Origin of the sequence: Oceanisphaera profunda (genome assembly GCF_002157895.1) — a bacterium.
Classification (GTDB): Bacteria; Pseudomonadota; Gammaproteobacteria; order Enterobacterales; family Aeromonadaceae; genus Oceanimonas; species Oceanimonas profunda.
In genome coordinates this window covers 45,648-66,851 of sequence record NZ_CP021377.1, presented here as the reverse complement: position 1 = coordinate 66,851, position 21,204 = coordinate 45,648, and the positions used below count along the sequence as shown (strand labels likewise).

At 51.5% G+C, this 21,204-nt stretch carries 19 protein-coding genes and 1 other annotated feature; of the genes, 9 read left to right on the top strand and 10 right to left on the bottom strand.

From position 1 onward, the window contains the following. Positions 1-4 precede the first annotated feature (4 nt). From hisB to CBP31_RS00305, 5 genes are all read right to left on the bottom strand, one after another. On the bottom strand, positions 5-1,090 hold the full coding sequence (gene hisB, locus CBP31_RS00325; protein ID WP_087034349.1) for a bifunctional histidinol-phosphatase/imidazoleglycerol-phosphate dehydratase HisB: 1,086 nt from the start codon (positions 1,088-1,090) through the stop codon (positions 5-7). Next, entirely contained in the window at positions 1,091-2,170 is a 1,080-nt protein-coding gene (gene hisC / locus CBP31_RS00320) for a histidinol-phosphate transaminase (RefSeq protein ID WP_087034348.1), read from the bottom strand. Continuing rightward, positions 2,167-3,474 (bottom strand): histidinol dehydrogenase, encoded by a 1,308-nt coding sequence (gene hisD, locus CBP31_RS00315; RefSeq protein WP_087034347.1) that lies wholly within the window; start codon positions 3,472-3,474, stop codon positions 2,167-2,169. The genes hisC and hisD overlap by 4 nt, the downstream gene beginning before the upstream one ends. Positions 3,475-3,476: 2 nt before the next feature. Beyond that, on the bottom strand, positions 3,477-4,379 hold the full coding sequence (hisG, locus tag CBP31_RS00310; protein ID WP_087034346.1) for an ATP phosphoribosyltransferase: 903 nt from the start codon (positions 4,377-4,379) through the stop codon (positions 3,477-3,479). 87 nt (positions 4,380-4,466) lie between these two features. Next, positions 4,467-4,584: a sequence feature (His leader region), on the bottom strand. 439 nt (positions 4,585-5,023) lie between these two features. Then, complete coding sequence (locus CBP31_RS00305; RefSeq protein WP_161492495.1) at positions 5,024-6,163, bottom strand: TAXI family TRAP transporter solute-binding subunit; 1,140 nt, start codon at positions 6,161-6,163, stop codon at positions 5,024-5,026. A 276-nt stretch (positions 6,164-6,439) separates the two neighbouring features. Between CBP31_RS00305 and CBP31_RS00300 the strand changes: the two genes are divergently transcribed. Further along, positions 6,440-7,156: a ZIP family metal transporter gene (locus CBP31_RS00300; protein ID WP_087034344.1), complete on the top strand. Its 717-nt coding sequence runs from the start codon at positions 6,440-6,442 to the stop codon at positions 7,154-7,156. 206 nt (positions 7,157-7,362) lie between these two features. On the opposite strand, the gene CBP31_RS00295 is transcribed toward CBP31_RS00300, so the two are convergent. Further along, positions 7,363-9,207 (bottom strand): monovalent cation:proton antiporter-2 (CPA2) family protein, encoded by a 1,845-nt coding sequence (locus CBP31_RS00295; RefSeq protein WP_322348430.1) that lies wholly within the window; start codon positions 9,205-9,207, stop codon positions 7,363-7,365. 276 nt (positions 9,208-9,483) lie between these two features. Between CBP31_RS00295 and CBP31_RS00290 the strand changes: the two genes are divergently transcribed. The 4 genes from CBP31_RS00290 (at position 9,484) to rnd (ending at position 15,501) form a co-directional block, all read left to right on the top strand. Beyond that, positions 9,484-11,406: an ATP-dependent DNA helicase gene (locus CBP31_RS00290; RefSeq protein WP_407668802.1), complete on the top strand. Its 1,923-nt coding sequence runs from the start codon at positions 9,484-9,486 to the stop codon at positions 11,404-11,406. 1 nt (position 11,407) lies between these two features. After that, positions 11,408-12,151, top strand: coding sequence for a tRNA (adenosine(37)-N6)-threonylcarbamoyltransferase complex dimerization subunit type 1 TsaB (gene tsaB / locus CBP31_RS00285; protein WP_087034342.1), 744 nt, complete (start codon positions 11,408-11,410; stop codon positions 12,149-12,151). 464 nt (positions 12,152-12,615) lie between these two features. Continuing rightward, positions 12,616-14,337, top strand: coding sequence for a long-chain-fatty-acid--CoA ligase FadD (fadD, locus tag CBP31_RS00280; protein ID WP_322348429.1), 1,722 nt, complete (start codon positions 12,616-12,618; stop codon positions 14,335-14,337). 69 nt (positions 14,338-14,406) lie between these two features. Continuing rightward, complete coding sequence (gene rnd, locus CBP31_RS00275) at positions 14,407-15,501, top strand: ribonuclease D (protein WP_087034341.1); 1,095 nt, start codon at positions 14,407-14,409, stop codon at positions 15,499-15,501. Positions 15,502-15,810: 309 nt separating this feature from the next. On the opposite strand, the gene minE is transcribed toward rnd, so the two are convergent. The 3 genes from minE to minC are packed head-to-tail and all read right to left on the bottom strand — an operon-like array spanning position 15,811 to position 17,636. Then, positions 15,811-16,098, bottom strand: coding sequence for a cell division topological specificity factor MinE (minE, locus tag CBP31_RS00270; RefSeq protein ID WP_087034340.1), 288 nt, complete (start codon positions 16,096-16,098; stop codon positions 15,811-15,813). 3 nt (positions 16,099-16,101) lie between these two features. After that, on the bottom strand, positions 16,102-16,914 hold the full coding sequence (minD, locus tag CBP31_RS00265; RefSeq protein WP_087034339.1) for a septum site-determining protein MinD: 813 nt from the start codon (positions 16,912-16,914) through the stop codon (positions 16,102-16,104). A gap of 23 nt (positions 16,915-16,937) precedes the next feature. Next, positions 16,938-17,636 carry a septum site-determining protein MinC gene (gene minC, locus CBP31_RS00260; protein ID WP_087034338.1) on the bottom strand — a complete coding sequence of 233 codons (699 nt, stop codon included), beginning with the start codon at positions 17,634-17,636 and terminating at the stop codon, positions 16,938-16,940. 105 nt (positions 17,637-17,741) lie between these two features. Here minC and CBP31_RS00255 point away from each other — a divergent pair, with 105 nt between their 5' ends. The 3 genes from CBP31_RS00255 (at position 17,742) to CBP31_RS00245 (ending at position 19,323) form a co-directional block, all read left to right on the top strand. Next, entirely contained in the window at positions 17,742-18,023 is a 282-nt protein-coding gene (locus CBP31_RS00255) for a YcgL domain-containing protein (protein WP_087034337.1), read from the top strand. A 198-nt stretch (positions 18,024-18,221) separates the two neighbouring features. After that, entirely contained in the window at positions 18,222-18,884 is a 663-nt protein-coding gene (locus tag CBP31_RS00250) for a fumarylacetoacetate hydrolase family protein (protein WP_087034336.1), read from the top strand. 4 nt (positions 18,885-18,888) lie between these two features. Further along, entirely contained in the window at positions 18,889-19,323 is a 435-nt protein-coding gene (locus CBP31_RS00245; RefSeq protein ID WP_087034335.1) for a YcgN family cysteine cluster protein, read from the top strand. A gap of 277 nt (positions 19,324-19,600) precedes the next feature. Here the strand turns inward: CBP31_RS00245 and dsbB are convergent, their stop codons facing one another. After that, positions 19,601-20,125: a disulfide bond formation protein DsbB gene (dsbB, locus tag CBP31_RS00240; RefSeq protein ID WP_087034334.1), complete on the bottom strand. Its 525-nt coding sequence runs from the start codon at positions 20,123-20,125 to the stop codon at positions 19,601-19,603. Between the two features lie 184 nt (positions 20,126-20,309). Between dsbB and fadR the strand changes: the two genes are divergently transcribed. Then, entirely contained in the window at positions 20,310-21,137 is an 828-nt protein-coding gene (gene fadR, locus CBP31_RS00235) for a fatty acid metabolism transcriptional regulator FadR (RefSeq protein WP_227875068.1), read from the top strand. The last annotated feature ends 67 nt before the right edge of the window (positions 21,138-21,204 follow it).

The following is a 21,204-nucleotide window of genomic DNA, read 5'->3' as shown; positions in this document are numbered from 1 at the left end:
TCGCTCAAAGAACCCCCTTGCTGGAAGGCAATTCGTTACCCTCCACCTTGAGTGCTTGGCGCAGAGCGCGGCCAAAGCTCTTAAAGGTACTTTCCACCATGTGATGGGTGTTTTCACCGGTCACTTTAAGGTGAATGTTGCAGGCTAAGCTGTCGCTTAATGAGCGGAAGAAGTGCGGCACCATTTCTACCGACATATCGCCGACGCGGTCTTGGTTAAACTTACCGTCAAACGACATATAAGGGCGACCGGATAAGTCGAGCGTCACTGCCGCTTCACACTCGTCCATGGGCAGCACAAAACCAAAGCGGCCGATGCCGCGTTTGTTGCCGAGCGCCTTGCGCAGGGCTTCGCCCATGGCCAGTGCCGTGTCTTCCACCGTGTGGTGATCGTCAATGTGTAAGTCGCCATCTACTTGTACGTTAAGCTGAAAACCGCCGTGAGTGGCAATTTGATCCAGCATATGGTCGAAGAAATTTAAGCCGGTATTGATCTGGCTGCCGCCTTGGGTGTCTAAGTCCAGTGACAAGCGAATGTCGGTTTCTTTGGTGGTACGAGTCACGGCGGCTTTGCGGCCACGGCTTAACAGGCTGCTCACGATTTCATTCCAGCCGATGATCACGCCATTGGCGTCCGCATGACCGTAATGAAAGCTCGGCAGGCCCATGTTTTCGGCCAGCTGAATGTCGGTGTGGCGATCGCCAATTACCCAAGAGTCGGTAAAGTCGATGCGACCGGCTTGCAGGTAATCTTTGACTAAGCCTAAGCGTGGCTTGCGGCATGCGCAATCGTCTTCTTGAAAATGCGGGCAGACTAAGGTGTCTTGAAACTGCACGCCTTGGGAGTTCAAGATTTGCATCATCAAGTTATGAGGTGCATCAAAGTCCGCTTGTGGGAAGCTGTCAGTGCCTAAGCCATCTTGGTTAGTAACCATCACCAGCTTGTAGCCTGCGTCTTGCAGTTTGAGCAAGGCTGGGATCACGCCGGGTAAAAACGCCAGCTTATCGAGACGGTCTAATTGTTTGTCGACGGCGGGCTCTTCTACCATGGTGCCATCGCGGTCGATGAATAAAATACGTTCCTTAGTCACTTATTGCTCCTGTTGCAGTACGTTGAGTACCGCGTCCATCTCGGTTTGTGTACCGATGGTGATCCGAATGCAGTCCGCAAGTCCGGGTCTGCTGGCGAAGTCGCGTAATATAATACCGGCCTTGGCCATGCGTGAAAATAACGCCGCGCCATTGCTAAAACGCACTAATAAATAGTTACCGTTAGGGGCAAACACTTCTTTTACGTCTGAGTGTTTGCTGAGCTGTCCAGCCAGCTCAAGCTTTAAGCTGTTCACTTCTGCTACCCGATTGCGCATGGTGGCCAAGCCTGACTCCGTTAATGCCTGAGCGGCAATTTGCGCCACTGGCTCTGGAATGGGGTAGGGCGGGATCACTTTTAATAGCAGCTCAATCACGTGCGGGTGTGCCAAGGTAAAGCCACAGCGCAGGCCTGCCAGACCAAAAGCCTTAGACAGCGTGCGGATGATCACCAACTCGGGATAGTCGGCCAGTAAACTGGCTTGGCTAAACTCGGGGCAAAACTCGATATAAGCCTCATCCACGACGACCAGTGCGCGATTTTTAGCGGCAGTCAGCAAGCGACACAAACCCGCTTGGTCGACCAAGTCCCCGGTGGGGTTATTGGGCGAGCACAAGAACACGATTTTGACCTGATTAAGCTTGGCAATAATGGCATCAAAGTCGGGCTGGCGCTCGGCGCTCAAAGGCACGTCAATAATGGCCACGTCATTGGTTTGCGCACTGATGGCATACATGCCGTAAGTGGGCGAGCACAATAAGATGCTGTCTTGGCCCGGCTCACAAAAGGTGCGGATCAATAATTCGATGCCTTCATCGCCGCCACGAGTCACTAGCAACTGCTCTGGAGCCACACTGGCATAGGCCGCATAAGCATTCACTACTTGCGGTGGCTGGCATTCGGGGTAGCGATTAAGGCGTGAGCAATCAAGGGCATACTCGCCGCTGTCTGCCGCTTCATTGGCGTTGAGCCAAATGTGGCCTTGGCCGCCAATGCGCCGCGCCGACTGATAAGGCGTGAGTGCGCGCACTTGGCGGCGGGCCAACTGGCTAATACCTGAGTCTACATCCGTCTGGCTCATGCTTGCTTCTCCACCGTTTGTTTCTCTAGCTTGGCAAGCCGCAGGCTTACCGCATTTTTATGGGCATCCAAGGTTTCTGTGGCCGCCAGTAATTCTACCGCTGGACCTATGGCGCGCAGGCCGGCAGGGGTCAATTCTTGTACGGTAAAGCGACGCTGATAATCCGCCAGACCTAAACTCGAATAGGTGCGCGAATAACCGTAGGTCGGCAAGGTGTGGTTGGTGCCACTGGCGTAATCGCCCACCGACTCTGGCGTCCAGGCGCCTAAAAATATAGAGCCGGCATTTTTTAAGCGCGGTAATAGCGCACGCGAATCGGCGGTTTGTACAATCAAGTGCTCAGGGGCATAGGTGTTAGAAATCTGCACCGCTTGCGCCAAATCACTGCAAATAAAGGTACGGCTTTCCAGCAGCGCTTGGCGGGCAATCTCGGCGCGAGACAGCTGAGCCAATTGCTGGTCCAGCGCCACATTCACCTTATCGGCGAGTGCGGTGCAGGGCGTGACTAAGATCACCTGGGAGTCGGTGCCGTGCTCCGCCTGTGACAATAAATCTGCCGCCACAAAGTCTGCGTCTGCATCGGCATCGGCAATCACCAGTACTTCTGATGGGCCGGCGGGCATATCGATGGCCGCACCGTCCACATCTCCAGATACTTGGCGCTTGGCTTCGGTGACCCAGGTATTGCCGGGGCCAAAAATCTTATCCACTTTAGTGATGGTTTCACTGCCATAGGCCATGGCCGCTACTGCCTGCGCCCCGCCCAAGGTGTAGATGGCGTCTACGCCACAGCGGCCAGCGGTGTAGATAATGGCATCATTAATCGGGGGCGGTGAGCATAAGACTACGCGCTCACAACCGGCCAAACGCGCGGGAATGGCCAACATCATGACCGTAGATACCAAGGGTGCGGTGCCGCCGGGCACATACAGGCCCACTTTTTCTATCGGCTGAAAGTGCAGCTCACAATGCACACCTGGGCTGGTTTCTTGCACGATAGGGGTCGGCAATTGCGCCCGGTGAAAAGTCTCAATATTGGCCATGGCCAAGTCGATGGCGGCTTTGAGCTCGTCACTGACCCGCTCGGAGGCCGCATCTATTTCAGCTTGGGTTAATTGCAGCGTGTCACGCTCGGCTTTATCAAGGGTGCGCGTCAGCTCAATCAGGGCTGCGTCACCGCCTTGGCGCACCTTGGCAATAATGTCCGCCACTTGTGCTTCACGACCACCTTGAGCGAGCGCGGGGCGACGCAGTGCTTGGGCTTGCTCAAGGTCAGTTAAGGTATTCCAATCCAGAATCTTCATGCTTACTCCATCATCTTCTCGATGGGCAATACCAAAATGGACGAAGCGCCCAACTCTTTAAGCCCTTCCATGGTTTCCCAGAACATGTCTTCGCTGCTCACCACGTGAATGGCCACTTGGTTACTTTCACCGGCCAGCGCCATGATAGTGGGGCGCTCGGCACCGGGCAGCAGATCGATCACTTGTTCTAAACGGTCTTTTGGCGCGTGCAGCATGATGTATTTGCTTTCGCGAGCTTGCTGTAAACCTTGAATACGGGGCAGTAACTTGTCGATCACCGCTTGCTTGGCGGCAGATAATTCAACGGCGCTTTGGATAAGCACAGCCTTAGAGCGAAAAATCACGTCGGCTTCTACCAAGCCATTGGCCTCTAACGTGGCACCCGTAGACACTAAGTCACAGATGGCGTCGGCCACACCGGCGCGCGGGGCTACTTCAACCGAGCCGTTGAGCATCACGCTTTTAAACTTCACGCCGTGGCTGTCCATAAAACGCTTTAATAACCAAGGGTAAGAAGTTGCAATGCGCTTGCCTTCTAAACTTTGCACGTTTGTGTACGGGGCATCTTGCGCCACCGCTAAAGATAAACGGCAACCGCCAAAGTCTAAACGCTTCAGCACATTGTATGCCGCGGCTTCGCCTTGGGCTTGGCGTTCCATCAGGGTTTCTTCTAATACGTTTTCGCCCACTACGCCCAAATCTACGACGCCGTCCATCACCAAACCTGGAATATCGTCATCGCGCACTAATAACAAGTCGACGGGCATGTTTTCTGCATGAGCGATTAAACGCTGCTCGCGAATGTTAAGTTTAACGCCACAACCTTTAAGCAGCTGCTGACATTCTTTGCTTAAACGGCCTGATTTTTGAATCGCGATGCGTAGTCGAGTGTTATCCGAAGTCATGATGCGGGTTTCCTTGTGGGTCACGTTAAGTGTCAAAAATAAAGTTAAAAAATAATGTCGTGGTAAATAGTGCCAATCAAAAACGAAAAAAACCCCCGGAGCAAAACTTCCGAGGGTTAATATATTGATCCTGCTGGAAGCCGCCAAGCGTATGGCCTTCCAGAATAATATTCTGAAAGCCTAGTCGGGAATATGATGGTGATGCTTGGCATTGTGCAGGAAGTTCATAATGAGTGTGGCCTATGTCTTGCTAATTGGTCTGGGCTCACATTAGCAAGCTGAGCCTGCTTTGCCAACCCCAGAAAGCAATAAAGTTGGGGGGCTGCTGTTTTGCTCGCCAGTGGTCGGCCGTGGTAGCTAATACCGCAAAAGTCGGTGCTTTTGCACTATTAGCACTTATTGGTTTGTTACTTGTTATAACGAGAGCCAACCAGCATGAAACACTGATTTTATTGATAGGTTCGATATGAACGATATCATTACCCGTTTAACATTTTTTGTGCGCGTGCTTCTGCTCTGCAGCAGGTGGCTTTCACACAGCTGCCCTAGAGGCTGGTGTTTTGGGTTATATGTTTTGTTGCACAAAACCGGCCAGCTACCATTTACTTAAAACAGGGCCTCTACAGGTCGGTGTAGTCAGGCGTTTACTTGATCACTTGGCGCTCGGTACTATTTTTCAATTCACCGCTCTGTACCTCATTTTGCACTGTGCTTTCTGTGGCTAACAACCCTTGCGCGTTAAGCGGGTTAGCGTGAATAGCGGCAAAAGACGACACCGGATTGTTGGCGCGGGTAATAATATGAAACACCTCTGGGTAGAGCTGACCAATAAAGGCTGCATTATTCACGCTGCTATTGGCAAATTGCGCCTTGCCAGCTTGGGCTTCCAAGGCGCTGGTGTTGACGGTCATAGCCAAGTCTAATTTGTTCTCAGCCAAGCTGCTTAAATTTTCCAGCGATGCATCCGTGGCTACACTGGTGATGTTAATGCTTGGAATATCTTTGTTCCAGAGGGTTGCTAGCTCGCCGCCCAGTGGGTAGTAGGTGCCGCCTTGACTGCCGGAGCCCAAAATAAACTCCCGTTTATTGCGCGACAGGTTTAGCTCCGCCACCGGCTGATTGACGATTAAACCTTGCTCTTCATAAAAGCGCTTGGCACCCGGATGAATACGCAGCTGCTCGGCGCCGTCGAGCGCATGGGGGAGCGTTAAGAATTGCGCTTGAGAATGCGGAATAGCCTTACCTTGCTCATACATCACTTTGGCCAGCTGATAAGCCAACTCGTCACTTACCGTATTGGTATTGGCCATTAATACCGCGTAGGCGGCCAGCGTTTGCACGTCTTTATCTAAAAAGAGGTAGCTGTCTTTAGGGATGCTAAAACGGCGATAGCCGGTGTGTTGTTCAAAATCGTCGAGCACGGCGTCGGAGACACTCAGTAATTTGAGGTCGCCGGTGGCGGCCTGCAAGCTGTCGACATTACGGCTCGGTAGCCCAAAAAAGCCCATGGCAATATCTGTGCTGCCCGTTTCTATGCCCTTGAGTGCTTCTTCAAACCGGCCCTCTTGAGCACTAAAGTCGTTTTCTGTGAGGTTATACGCGGCTAACAGGCGTTGGGAGGCGTGATGGCTGGTACTGTTTTGTGGACCCAGCGCGATATTGGCCTTGGGCTCGACGACATCACAGCCTGCGAGCGCGACCAACAGCAGTGGTGCGACCAGCATAGCGAGTCGCTTTTTAATCGGCTTGGCAATGTGTGCTCCAAGCTGTTCCTTAATGTTCATCCGTCTGTCCATCCTCATAACCCCGCGAGCCGCTATATTACAGCGAACTGGCAACAATGGCACTGTGCGTATCTGCCCAAAACCACATAACAGCGACAAGCTTAAGTACAGAGTCTTTCTATTACCGACTTGTTTATTAGGCACTCTTGTTAAGATGCTGTTTTTAGACCTAGTAAGTCGGCATAATCAGCGTCAAATGAGTAATATTTTTTAGGGCGCTATACCGCAGAACACTACACATAGAAGTGCTATTTATAAAGTCATAAGGAGATGGGCATGCTAGAGATAGGGATTATTATCGGGTTAACCTTGTTGGCGGGCCTTGCCATGCCGTTGGGGGCCTTTGTTGGGAGCTATCAGCATTTGCGGCCAAACTGGCTAGAAAATGAATTACGCCACGGAGTCGCGGCCTTTGGCGGTGGCGCTTTGCTGTCGGCGGTGGCCTTGGTATTAGTGCCAGAGGGCACGGCACACTTATCCTTGTGGAGCGCGGTGCTGTGTTTTTGTGCGGGCGGCCTGACCTTTATGGCACTGGATATGCTGCTGTATAAGCTCAATACACCAGCTAGCCAATTGGCGGCCATGTTGTCGGATTTTATTCCGGAGTCGCTGGCGCTGGGGGCGGCCTTGGCGTTGGGCGGCATCGGTAGTGCCTTGTTATTGGCGGTACTGATGGCGCTGCAAAATATGCCCGAGGGTTTTAATGCCTATCGTGAGCTTAAGGCTGCAGGGCGTTACAGTGGCAAGCGCATCATCATTACCTTTGCCGTTATGGCCATGTTAGGGCCGGTGGCGGGCTTGTCGGGTTATGTGTGGCTGGCCGACTCGCCCATGTTAGTGGCGGGGATTATGCTGTTTGCTGCGGGGGGAATTTTATATTCGGTGTTTCAAGATATCGCCCCGCAAGCGGTACTCGACAAACACTGGGCGCCGCCCATGGGTGCGGTGCTGGGCTTTGTATTGGGCGTAGCAGGGCATATGCTTACCCAATAAACAGACGGGAGTGAGGGCGCGCGGTAACCAGCGGACCTTGGTCACTGCGAGCGCAGCGCGGCAATCCATGAACATAAACGGGACTAGGGACGGGGGAATAGGGAATAGAGCCACTGACAATAAGGTTCGAGCGTTAATCTCCAATCCCTAATCCCTAATCCCTAAATAGCCATTGCGCTGCGCTCGCAATGAACAGCTCAGGGGCGCTAGTGTTTATTGTCGCGCTCAGTATTGGCTTCTTGTTGCAGCACTTTGGGTGCTTTTTCAAGATGGTCAGCTTCAAACAAGGTTTCTAATTCGGCACGGGCTTGGCGCGCGCTTTGAAATAGCGCCGCTTCATCGTCATACATCTTATGCTGCTCTATTAGTAGCTGTTCATCGTGCTCGCGAAAGCGATTTAAGCGCGCTTCAATTTGTTCTTCTTTTAAACCTAAGCCCTGCATCACCCGCCGGCACATTTCAACGCTGGAATGAAAAGTCTCCCGTACTGGCATGGCGCCTAAGTCCCATAATTTATGTACGTGTTGGCGGTTACGCGCTCGCGCTATCACTTTCATATGCGGATAACGCTCGCGAATGGCATGGGTGGTGCTGAGGTTAATCTCAGGGTTATCAGTGGCGACAATAAAAAACTCCGCCTGCTCGGCACCGGCGCTGCGCAGTACACCTGGGCGCAGTGGATCGCCGTAAAAAATAGCAATATCATCAATTTTTCGAGTAATGCTAATTGTGTCCACTTCGGTTTCAAAGGCTACGAACGGAATGCGCTGGGCGCGCAATACCCGCGCCACAATTTGGCCCATGCGGCCCATGCCGACGATCACAGCGCGGGGCTGATTATCACTCACCTCGTTATATTCCGGCGGCACAGGGCGGCTGGTGGGCGCTTGGGTTAATACTTTCGCTAAGGCCAATAAGATCAGCGGCGTCAGCGCCATGGACAGTGTGATGGTTAACACCAAGATGCTGTGTAATTGGCTATCAAACAGGCCGTTATCTTCGGCGAGGCCAAATAATACGAAGGCAAATTCACCGCCGGCGGCCAGTAATAGGCCTAATTTAAGAGCGCTCATGCCATCGAGCTTGCCGATTTGGCGCCCAACTAAGGCTAACAAAGGCAATTTTAGCGCCAGCAATAATAGCGCTAAGCCTATGATCAGCAGTGGATATTCTAACAGCAGGCTCAAGTCGGCGCTCATGCCCACGCCAATAAAAAATAAGCCCAGTAATAAGCCTTTAAAGGGCTCAATCTGTGACTCTAATTCATGGCGATATTCCGAGTCCGCCAACAGCATGCCCGCTAAAAATGCGCCCAGCGCCATAGACACATGGGCCCATTCCATTAAGTAGGCGGTGCCCATCACCACTAACAAAGCGGTGGCTGTCGACACTTCTTGTAAGCCAGTCTTGGCGACGATGCGAAATACTGGGCGCAATAAGTAGCGGCCACCGATCACCACTAACCCTATGCTGGCGGCGACTTGCAGTAAATGCATGGCACCGCCGCCAGAGCTGGTGGCTTGCGCGGTGCCAAGGGCGGGCACTATGGCAATAAGCGGGATGGCGGCTATGTCTTGAAATAATAAAATGGCGAACGCTTGGCGCCCATGAGGGCTGCTCATTTCTTTGCGCTCGGCCAAGAGTTGTAACCCCATGGCAGTAGAGGACAGCGCTAAACCAAAGCCTAAGATGAGTGCGGTTTTCCAACCTTGGCCAAACCCTTGCCAAGCGATGGCGCCCAAAATCAGGCCAGTGATTAATACTTGCGCCAATCCGGCACCAAACACCGCGCGGCGCATCACCCATAAGCGGCGGGGTGATAACTCAAGGCCGATAATAAACATCAACATCACCACGCCGAGCTCAGAGAGCTGGGAGATGCTGTCCGGCTGGCTGATCAGCCCCAATACTGAGGGCCCGATTAATACGCCGCCTAATAGATAGCCGAGCACGGCGCCCAGTTTGAGTCGCTTGGCCAGCGGCACCATTAACACGGCGGTTAACAGGAAAATAACGCTGGCATGAAGCAGGCCACTGGTTTCAGACATCATGATTCCTCGAATATATTTAGGTTGAGTGCATAGGGTCTGTACATAGATGCTGTACTACATTTTGTACTCCATAGCCGCCCAGGCCGGCAGCGCCGCAGCACGAAAAAGCCGAAGGAGTGTCGCACGGGTGGGGTAAAAACGGAATAGTTAGGCGGCGTCTTGCTAACGCTTTTGTGACGGCTTTTGTTATCATGACGTTTTGCTTAATGAGACTCACCGGTTTTGGATGATGACAGCACACTTATCGGCACTAATTTGACGGTTCCTGCTACGGAGCTGTCAGCGGACCCTGTTACCGACTTGTTTACCCAAGAGGGGCCCTTAGTGCAGGCGATTGACGGTTTTCAGCCGCGCGCCGCGCAAATTGCCATGGCTGATGCTGTCACCCAAGCACTGCACACCCAGCAGCCACTGGTTGTGGAAGCGGGCACCGGCACCGGCAAAACCTTTGCGTACTTGGCACCCGTGCTGGCCACGGGTAAGAAAGTTATCTTAAGTACCGGCTCCCGTAATCTGCAAGAACAGCTGTTTCATCGAGACTTGCCGACCTTAATGAAGGCCATGGATTATCATCATCCGGTGGCTTTGCTGAAAGGGCGCGCTAACTATATTTGCATTGAACGCCTTAATTTACTTAACGACAGCGTGCCGCACCTGTCGCCGGAGGGCTTGGCTGACTTACAGCGGGTACGCCGTTTTATGCCTATGACCCACAGTGGTGATATCGGCGATATTCCGGGGCTGGCTGAGCGCAGTGATGTGTTGCCGCTGGTGACCAGTAATAACGATAACTGCCTAGGCCGAGAATGTGGCCATTATCAAGATTGTTTCTTGGTTAAAGCGCGAGCCAAGGCCATGGACGCACAGGTGGTGGTAGTAAACCATCATTTATTTTTTGCCGACATGGCGGTGCGCGATACCGGTTTTGGTCAGCTGATTCCCGATGCCGAGGCCTATATTCTGGATGAGGCCCATCAGCTGCCAGACATTGCCGGTCAGTATTTCGGCCAGAGTCAGTCTAGCCGCCAATGGTTGGAGCTGGCGCGAGACTTGCGCTTGGCGCAAAAAGTCGAAGCCAAAGACATGGCGCAAATCAGTAAGGCGGCGGATCAAATTGAGCGCCATGCGCAAGATTTACGCTTAACCTTTGGTTATGACAGCTCCCGCGGCCAGCTTCGACCTATGTTGGCCAAGCCTGAGGTGAATCAGGCCTTGCTGCGCCTGAACGACAGCCTGACCTTCGCCTATGAAGTTTTTAAACTGGCGCTGGGTCGCGGCGAGCAGCTAGACCAAGGCTTTGAGCGGCTGGTGAGCTTGCGTGCCCAGCTTGAGGCGGTCACGCGGGTGCAAGAAGACGGGTATTCCTACTGGTATGAGTGCACTCGCTTACACATTAGTTTTCATAAAACGCCCTTGTCGGTGGCCAAGCGCTTTTCTGCAGAGCTGGCCAAAGAGTCGGTGAGCTGGATTTTCACCTCGGCCACCTTGGCGGTTGGCGACAGCTTTGCGCACTTTTGTGCCGATATGGGGCTGGATGATTGTCGTACTCTGCAACTGGACAGTCCCTTTGATTACCAGCAGCAGTCGCGGCTTTGTGTGCCACGCTATTTACCTGCCACGAATGCGCCAAATCGCGGCCGACTGTTGGCGACAAGCTTGCTGGAGACCTTATCTTTAGTGCCGGGAGGCAGTTTTTTTCTCTGTACCAGTTATAAAGTCATGAATGAAGTGGCGCTGGTGTTGCGTGAGCAGCTGGATCGCACGGTACTGGTACAAGGTGAAGACAATAAAGTGCGCTTGTTGGAGCAATTTAGCCAAGATGGGCGGGCGGTATTGGTGGCCACCAGCAGCTTTTGGGAAGGCATAGACGTACGCGGGCAAGCCTTGCAGTGTGTGGTTATCGATAAACTGCCTTTTAGTGCGCCAGACGATCCGCAACTGAGCGCGCGCCTTGAAGATTGCAAACGCCGGGGTGAAGACGGCTTTGCCAAGGTGCAATTACCCAAAGCCATTATTACCTTAAAGCAGGGCGTGGGCCGCTTGATCCGCGATATCAGCGATAGAGGCGTGCTGATCATTACCGACGACCGCTTAGTGAATCGCGCCTACGGCGGTGACTTTCTCAATAGTTTACCGGCCATGCCGCGCACCCGCAGCTTGGCCGAGCTCAACACCTTTTTATTAACGCTGGAGCAATAGCATGACCCGTATTTTGGCGATCGACACCGCTACTGAAGCCTGTTCCGCAGCACTGTGGCAAGACGGCCAGTTACTTAGCCGTTATGAAGTGGCGCCCCGTGGTCATACGGACTTAATTTTACCCATGGTGGCCGAGTTATTAGCCGAAGCTGAGCTTAGCCTTAATCAGCTGGACGCCTTGGCCTTCGGTCGAGGACCGGGCTCGTTTACTGGGGTGCGCATTACTTTAGGCGTGGCCCAAGGCTTAGCCTTTGGTGCCGACTTGCCATTACTGGGTGTGTCTAATCTACAAGCATTAGCCCAAGGCGCGTATCGTGTCTGTGGTGGAGAGAGTGGTGGAGACTTTGGCGGCGAGATTGCTGCAGATAGTGATACAAAGAGCGGGGCAAAAACGGCATTAGCCGCCATAGATGCGCGCATGGGTGAGATTTATATCGGCGGCTTTGCGCTGCGTGATGGCGTCATGACCAGTACCGACACCGAGCAGGTAGTGATGCCCAGTGAGTGGCTGGCCGCCAATTCAGATAAGCACTGGGCAACAGGCGTGGGCTCAGGCTTGGTGACTTACCCAGAACTGTTGGCGCGGGTGGGTGAGCTGTGCACAGCACTGCCGTATCCTGAAGCGCAAGATCTGTTGCCTCAGGCGCTACAGCTCTGGCAGCAAGGGCTGGGCGTGGCGGCGGCAGACGCATTACCGGTATATTTGAGAGACAAGGTTACCTGGCAAAAACTGCCGGGCCGCTAAGGGAGCACAAGTGGTCATATTTCACATTAGGCAGCGTTTAGAAAACCCCTGCTTCTTATTTTACGTGCAGCGGCCCTACCATCGCAGCTTACAGTATCGCAAGCATAGACGGCGCAGTAATCTACGTCGGACTCGGTTGTGGCACTTTAGGCGGCGATAGTCTGTCGCACTTTGGCTGACGCTAGCCATGTAGCCGATAATAACGTGAGCGGTAATTACGTGATATTAGTAGACTTGTGTTACATTTTAGTTAATTGATCGTGGTCAGATGAGTAGTTTTAGAGTAAAAGCTTTAAGCAGGCATTTTAAATGCGCTCTTTTCTATATGGGTCCTTGTTCGAATCGACTTGTTTTTAAATTGGCCCCTGTTTTAAATTGACCTGTTAACTAACTTTAAGATGAGGACAGCATGCGTTACTGCTCATCTTTGCCATCACCATTATGTCCTGTCCCGGGAGAATGATATGGAACATATGCAAACCGACCCGCAGCCGATGCCATTCACGGGTAAACCTTGGTTGAATCGTTATCCGGCAGATGTGCCGGCAGAAATCGACGCCGATAAATTTAGCTCGTTAATGCATATGTTTGAGCAAGGCGTAAAGGATTTTGCCAATGCACCTGCCTATACCAACTTTGGTAAGACCCTCAGTTATCAAGAGCTAGATACCTTATCCCGCGACTTTGCCGCCTATTTGCAAAACAGTTTGCAGCTCAAAGTGGGCGATCGCATCGCCTTAATGATGCCTAATTTACTGCAATATCCGGTGTGTTTATTTGGCGCTTTGCGCGCGGGGTTAGTGGTAGTCAACGTCAATCCCTTGTATACAGCACGCGAGCTAAGGCATCAGTTAGCGGATGCGCAAACCGACACTATCGTCATAGTGGATAACTTTGCCCATACCTTGACCGAAGTGCTGCAGGATACGCCGATAAAAAATGTGATTTTAACCCGCATGGGCGATCACTTAGGTTTAGTGAAGGGGACAGTGCTCAACTTGGTAGTGAAATACATCAAGAAGCTGATCCCCGCCTATGCACTGCCCAATGCCATTCATTATCAGACGTTGATGCGCGAGGGTAAAAATTTATCCTACACACGCCCCGAGCTTAAGGGCGACAGCTTGGCGTTCTTGCAATATACCGGAGGCACCACGGGACGCTCGAAAGGCGCCATGTTAAGCCATCGTAATATGTTGGCCAACGTAGAGCAGGCGCTCGGTGTGTATCAACCGGTGTTGAGTATTGGCGAAGAGAAAGTGGTCACCGCTTTGCCCTTGTACCATGTGTTTGCGCTCACGGTGAACGGTCTGTTGTTCTTTCGCATCGGCGCTCATAACTTATTGATCACCAACCCGCGTGATATTCCCAGTTTTGTGCGCGAGCTAAAGGGCTTTGATTTTAGCTGTATTACCGGGGTAAATACGCTGTTTAATGTATTGATCAACAATGATGAGTTTCAAAAACTCGACTTTGGTAGCTTGAAGCTGACCATAGGCGGGGGCATGGCCGTGCAACGGGTGGTAGCTGAGCGTTGGCAAAGTATTACCGGTAGTCGCTTGTTGGAAGGTTACGGTTTGACCGAATGCTCGCCCTTGGTGACGGTGTGTCCCTACGACATGGAAGGGTACAACGGCTCTATTGGCCTGCCCGTATGTTCGACCGATGTGCGTTTGGTGGATGATAATGATCAAGTAATTACATTGACGCACACCCCAGGCGAAATGGAAGTAAAAGGCCCGCAGGTGATGAGCGGCTATTGGCTGGCAGAAGCGCTAGACGCCAATAATCCAGACAGTCCGTTTCATGAGGGCTGGGTGCGCACCGGTGACATTGCCACCATGGATGAGCAAGGCTTTTTTACTATCGTGGATCGCAAAAAAGACATGATTTTGGTCTCGGGATTTAATGTGTTTCCTAACGAGATTGAACAAGTGGCCATGCAGCATCCGAGTGTATTAGAAGCCGCGGCCGTGGGTGTGCCCCAAGCCGATCATGGTGAGATAGTTAAGTTAGTAGTGGTGCTTAAGCCCGGCACTCAGCTGGATGAAAAAGCTTTGATCGCCCATTGTCGGGAATATCTTACTGCCTATAAGGTGCCGAAAGTGATAGAATTTCGGGACGAATTGCCCAAAACCAACGTCGGTAAAATACTGCGCCGCGAGCTCAGAGACGAAGCCTCTTAAGCTTACATTTGGTTTGAGCTTAAACCCCGGGCCACCGGGGTTTTTTATTACCGCCTATACCGAGTACTCATGACTTATACATTGATCACCGATACCCCAGCGCTCGCTGACTTCTGTAATACCGATGCCCGCGTGCTGGCGCTGGATACGGAATTTATTCGCACCCGCACTTTTTTCGCTAAGCCTGGTTTATACCAACTGTTTGATGGCCAGCAAACCGTCTTGATTGATCCGGTCATCGTGCCTGACTTATCGCCGTTATGGCAGCTATTACAAGATCCTGCGCGTATTTGTGTGTTGCATGCCGGTGGCGAAGACCTTGAGCTATTACAGCATCAAAGTGGCGGCTTGCCGGCGCATATTCATGACACGCAATTGGCCGCCGCGTTCTTAGGCATAGGTGCGCAAATTGGTTTTGCGCCCTTGGTAGAAAACTTGCTCGATGTGCATTTGGATAAAGCTCATTCGCGCACCGATTGGCTGGCGCGCCCGTTATCGAGCGCACAACTGAATTATGCAGCGGATGATGTGATTTACCTGCTTCCGGTGTATGAACAGTTAATGGAGCGCTTAAGTAATAAAGGTCTCATGGCGTGGTTTGAGCAAGAATGTGAGCGAGTCGTAAAACGACGCAGTGAAAGTGTCGACCCACAGTTTGCTTATCTCGATATGAAAAATGCCTGGACACTAGACCGCCAAGCCTTGGCTATTTTGCAGCAGCTTTGCCAATGGCGCCTGACTGAGGCGCGCAGTCGTGACTTGGCCGTAAACTTCGTGGTTAAAGAAGCGCACCTGTTTAGAGTGGCGGAGCGGGCTCCCTTAACGCTGGCAGATTTAAACAGATTGGATTTAGACCCGATGGAAATTCGCCGTCACGGGGAGACGCTGCTCAAGTTAGTGCAAGTGGCGTTAGCCAGTCCGCAATCGTGGCCAGAGCCGGTACAGCGTTTAATTGATTTTCCTGATTATAAAGCCGAGTTAAAACGTATTAAGGGCTTGATTGATGTGGCTGGCGAGCAGGCTGAGATCCCGAGCGATGTGATCGCTTCAAAGCGCTTAATTCATCAGTATCTAAGCTGGAAGTGGCGTTTAGAAGAAAATAAAGATATGACACCTATCTTATTGCAAGGCTGGCGCGGAGAGCTGTTAGCAGGGCAGTTGTGAGTTTACTGTGTGAGGTGATGTTAAGTAATGGTTGTTGAAGGCGCTGCTTTAGCTGCGCAATATCGCAACGCGATATTTTTGTTCCTGTAGCCACAAACTTAATTATCGTTAAGGAAGAATTTGTGCGTCAGAACCTGCTCTGCAGGTTTTTGCGGCTGAAGCCGCGACTACATTCGTGCAATGTATGAATATCAGCGCCCACACCACGCAAAAAGCGCCAAGGCCAACAGATGACTGTTGGGCTTGGCGCTTTTTTATAACCGACTCTTTTAGCACACACTAATTAAGCGTGATTAGCTCACTGCGGGATCAGGAGTCTGTTTTAGCGACCACTTTTTCATCAGGCTCAGGGAACATGATATTAAGCTCTAACACCGACAAGTTATCGCCTTTTTGATCCAGTTGTACCGAGATCTGATCGATCTCTATATCCACGTACTTACGGATCACCGCTAAAATATCTTGTTGCATCTGCGGCAGATAATCCGGTGTATCCCGCTGGCTACGTTCGTGCGCAACTATGATCTGCAAGCGCTCTTTGGCAAGCTGAGCACTATTTTGATTTTTTCGTGAACGGAAATAGTCCAGTAGAGACATGCGTTAACTCCCAAAAATTCTGCTGAAAAATCCCTTTTTCTCTTCATCGAGGAAGCGGAAAGGACGTTCTTCGCCTAACAGGCGAGCGACGGCATCGGCATAAGCAAGACCTGCATCTGACTCTCCGTCTAAGATCACGGGCTCACCGGCGTTGGAAGCTTTTAATACCGCTTGTGACTCAGGGATCACACCTAACAGCGGAATGGCCAGAATTTCCTGTACGTCTTGAACCGCCAACATATCACCGCGAGTTACGCGCTCAGGCGAGTAACGGGTCAGCAACAGGTGCTCCTTAATGGGATCCATATTTTGCTCTGCGCGCCAAGATTTAGACGACAAAATGCCCAGTACCCGATCAGAATCTCGTACTGAGGACACTTCTGGGTTAGTGGTAATAATAGCTTCATCGGCAAAATACAAAGCGATCAGTGCACCGGTTTCAATGCCGGCTGGTGAGTCGCAAATAATGTATTCAAAGCCCATGTCCGCCATATCTTTCAAGACTTTTCCCACGCCTTCACGGGTGAGCGCGTCTTTGTCTCGCGTTTGTGAGGCGGGCAAGATATAGAGGTTATCGACGCGTTTATCGCGGATCAACGCCTGATTTAAGTTGGCATCGCCGTTGATGACGTTAACAAAGTCATACACCACACGACGCTCACAACCCATGATTAAATCCAGGTTACGTAGGCCGATATCGAAGTCGATAACGGCTGTTTTGTGACCTAGCACGGCTAAACCGGTACCAATGGCCGCACTGGAGGTTGTTTTACCCACGCCCCCTTTACCTGAAGTGACAACGATAATTCGAGCCATATTTGCTTCCTAAAATCGTAAAATTAGAGTAAGTCGAACGTTAATTGCTCGTCGACCAAAGAAATAGTGACCGCCTGTTCCCAGTGTTCACCTTGTAATCCTGCACTTATCTGGTAATGGCCTGCGACCGACACCAACTCTGCCATAAGTTGTTGGCAATAAATGCGTGCCGACTCATTGCCTTTGGCGCCAGCGACGGCGCGACCACGCAATTGGCCGTATATATGAACACTGTCATCGGCGATAACTTCGGCACCATTACTGACCGAGCCCAGTACTACCAGCGAGCCATTTGGAGCATAAAGTTGTTGACCGGAACGCACCGGTCCTCGATGCACCTTAGTGTTAGGCAAATTGAGCAGTTCGGCCGGTGGCTCTTTGGGCTCGATAGCGGCCGCAGGGGCCACAGTCGTGGCTTTACCACTGCTGATCACCGCCAATCCGGCCGCACGCGCCGCCGCCCGAGTGGCATCATCTTTAGCGCCGGTGATCCCCACCGGCACTAAGTCGAGCTCTCTGAGCGTCTTAGCCAATGCAGTAAAGTCAGGAGCCTGCAGTAGCTTTTCAATATTAATGACTAAAGGTGCAGCTCGAAAAAAAGCCGGTGCCACGGCTATTTTTTCCGCCAACAGCCGCTTTACTTCATTGATATCCTGTTCCGCTATGTGCACCACAGAAAGCGTAAAGCTGCTGCCTTTTAATTCAATACCATGCTCCGCCATAAGCGGCTGTCCCCCAAGGATCTAATCCTTTTTGTTATTGGTCGCGCTGATGTTATAGTTTGACGACCTTACTGGCAATAAAGCCGACGGATTATAGCAATTTCCATGTTATCTGTAGTATATAAAAGCCTAATCAAGGCAGAAACCTATCTTTTTGTTGAACGACGCGACGACTTCACTCGCGTGCCTGCACCCCTGATGCAGACGTTCGGCACTCCTAAGTTGACCATGATCATTAACTTGGCCACTAAAACTCATTTGGGGCAAGCAGACTTGAGTAAAGTGCGCACCGCGCTCATTACGCAAGGTTATTATCTGCAATTGCCACCCCCGCCTGAAAATTTGCTTAAGCAATTTAAAGAGCAACAAGCGCAAAACCGAGAGTAGCATATAATGATACAGCGGCTTCGGCTGCTGTGTTTTATGCTGCTGTTCAGCCAGCCATTCACTGCACAAGTCACTTATTAGTCTTAAAATATCAATAGTCATAAATATATCAGTTAGCCTTAAATAGCCGTATTTAAGTGAAGGCTGATATTTGGCTCTTCAATATAGCAGACTATTTCACGCCAAGAGGAGCGTCTCATGTATCAACATCTGGACTTACAAGGGCAACCGCTGCCTTACGGCGTGGGTAAAGTGGTGTGTGTGGGGCGCAGTTATCGAGATCATGCCACTGAACTCAATAATCCCATTCCTAGCGAGCCGCTGCTGTTTATTAAACCGGCCAGCAGTTTAGTGGACTTAGCGGCACCCTTAGTGCTGCCCAAGGGATTGGGTGCAATTCACCACGAAGTGGAAGTGGCACTCTTGATTGGGCGGCGTTTGTGTCATGCAGACGAGGGCGAAGCGCTGGCGGGCATTGTGGGGGTGGGGTTGGCCTTGGATTTAACGCTGCGCGATGTGCAAGATAACTTAAAAGCTCAAGGTCACCCTTGGGAGCGGGCCAAGGCGTTTGATGGCAGTTGTCCGATTAGCCCCTTTGTGGTGCCGGATTGCGTCACTCGCCTCAGTGAGCTGGAGTTTTCGTTAGCGGTAAATGGTCAGTTTCGCCAAATGGGTAATACCCGAGATTTAATGTGGCCAGTAGGGTTATTACTGGCCGAAATGAGCCAGTGTTTTACTCTTAACCCCGGCGATATCGTGCTCACCGGCACCCCAAAGGGCGTTGGCGAATTACTGACACAAGATTCACTTGAACTGCAACTTGACGGCCAATACCGTTTTAACGCAGTCGTAGCAGGATGAAATAATGCAAAGCAATTTTTGGCATACCAAGACCCTAGATGAAATGTCGGATCAAGAATGGGAAGCCTTGTGTGACGGTTGTGGTAAATGCTGCCTCAATAAACTGATTGATGAAGATACGGATGAGCTGATCCACACCAATGTGTCCTGTGAGCTACTCAATACCCACAGCTGCGCGTGCAGTAACTACGAAAACCGGTTTGACATAGTGCCGGACTGCTTAAAGATCACGCGGGATAAGCTGGATGATTATTTTTGGCTGCCCTCTACCTGCGCCTATCGCTTACTCGCCGAAGGCCAGTCTTTGCCTGCTTGGCATCCGCTGCGCACCGGCTCTAAAAGCGCCATGCACCAAGCCGGACAATCGGTACGAGGTAAGGTAGTGCCTGAGTCTAAGGCGGGTCCTTGGGAAGAGCACATCATTATGTGGGCGAGTTAGTCTACTTGTGAGGTGTGAGGTGTGAGGGGTAAAGAGTGAAGGGTAGAGATAAAAGATTCACTACTCGCGCCAGCTACTGCACAGCCAGCAAAAAGCCGAACCCTAGGGTTCGGCTTTTTAGTTGTTTAAAAGGTAGCGAATGCGCTTTAGGTAAAACAGAGGCATCTTCGAAACAACGGCCATCTTTATTTTTATCTATAGACGTTTTTCAGATTTAATCGCTATTTTTCCGTGCGTTCCGCGTTCTTCCGTTGCAAAAATCTTGAGTCTTTAATCTCTAGTGCCGCTCACGCTTCACAGCACCCACCAACCGCACCACAATAAACAACAGCGCTAAGGCGGCGAGTACTGCAAATATCCCGAGCAGCCATTGCGGCATGCTTAAACCTAACCAGCTCCAGCTTACATCTGCACAATCACCACTGGGGAAGAATACACTGGGCAGTAAGCGCTCCAGTGGCAGCCAGCTCGGAAACTCGGCTACTGTGGTGCACTTAGCAAAGGGCGAGGGATTAAATTGATAGTGAATGTGTTCTTTAGCGAGCAACAGGCCTTTGCTGGCCGCCGCTAGCCATCCCAGTAAGGCCATGCTGCTGAGTAGCGGCTGACGGGGTGCCAGCCAGCCTAAGGCGCCAGCTAACATCACACCGACCAAAGCTGCCCTTTGATAAACACACATCACACAGGGCGCCATCTTTAAGCCGTATTGAAAAAACAGCGCTATGGCTAACAACAAGGCCGAGCCTAAGGTGAGCAAAGCCCACGCGCTACGAGAGCGAGAAAACCTGAATAATCTTTGCATCGCAATTATTGCCTCTTTCGGATAAACAAGGTGGCCAACTGGGCTGATCATGCAGCAGGCCTGCGGTAAAGGGTGGCCGTTGAACGCTTGTCGCGCACTGGTCAGCTCTGTTATTATCACGTCATTCATTTACTTGCGGTTAGTGATGGCCGTAAGCCAAAAACTCATATAACCCATGCAGCTCATGCAGCGAATGCACCCTAAGCTGAGTGGGCCCATGGTAATGAAGGCGGCCACTATCATTAACACCCGTGCAGCTAAAACCAAGGCGCTAAAAACACCGGCGAGTAAGACCAGTGTTATTAAGGCCCATAGCCCCGCTAATTTTGCGGAGCAATATATCATAGAATCCATTTGGAACAGCCATTTTGCGCCCGGTTCTATTTTGCCTGCAGAGCGCGAACTATCTGAGCTGATTGGCGTAACGCGCACCACCTTGCGTGAGGTGTTACAGCGCCTAGCGCGTGATGGCTGGCTGACCATACAACATGGCAAACCCACTAAGGTCAATAATTTTTGGGAAACCTCTAGCCTTAATATTCTCGAAACATTGGCCCGTCTTGATGAAGATAAAATGCCGGAGCTTATTGAACATTTGTTGTCGGCGCGCACCCACATTAGTTGTATCTTTATTCGCGCTGCCGTTAAAAACAATCCCGAGCAGGTGGCTCACGCCGCTTCGGACCTAAGTTTGCTAAACGATGATGCAGATGCTTTTGCCGCCTTTGATTATGAGCTGCACCATAAGTTGGCCTATGCCTCGGGTAATCCCATTTACGGTCTGATTTTGAACGGCTTTAAAGGCTTGTATTGTCGGGTGGGGCGCTATTACTTTGCCTCGCCTGCGGCGCGCCAACTGGCGATTGATTATTATCAGGCATTATCGAATTTGGCCGCTGAGGGCAATGTTAGCGACATCGTCGACTTGGTCCGTGAATACGGTAAAGCCTCAGGCCTGTTATGGGGAGAGATGCGCGCGCAGTTGCCAGTCGGTTTTGTGTCGCCAAGCTAGTTTTAATAAGAGCTTTAGCGCTTAATATCAGTTGCCGCATCAAAAGGTCGACCTAGTAACTAGGTCG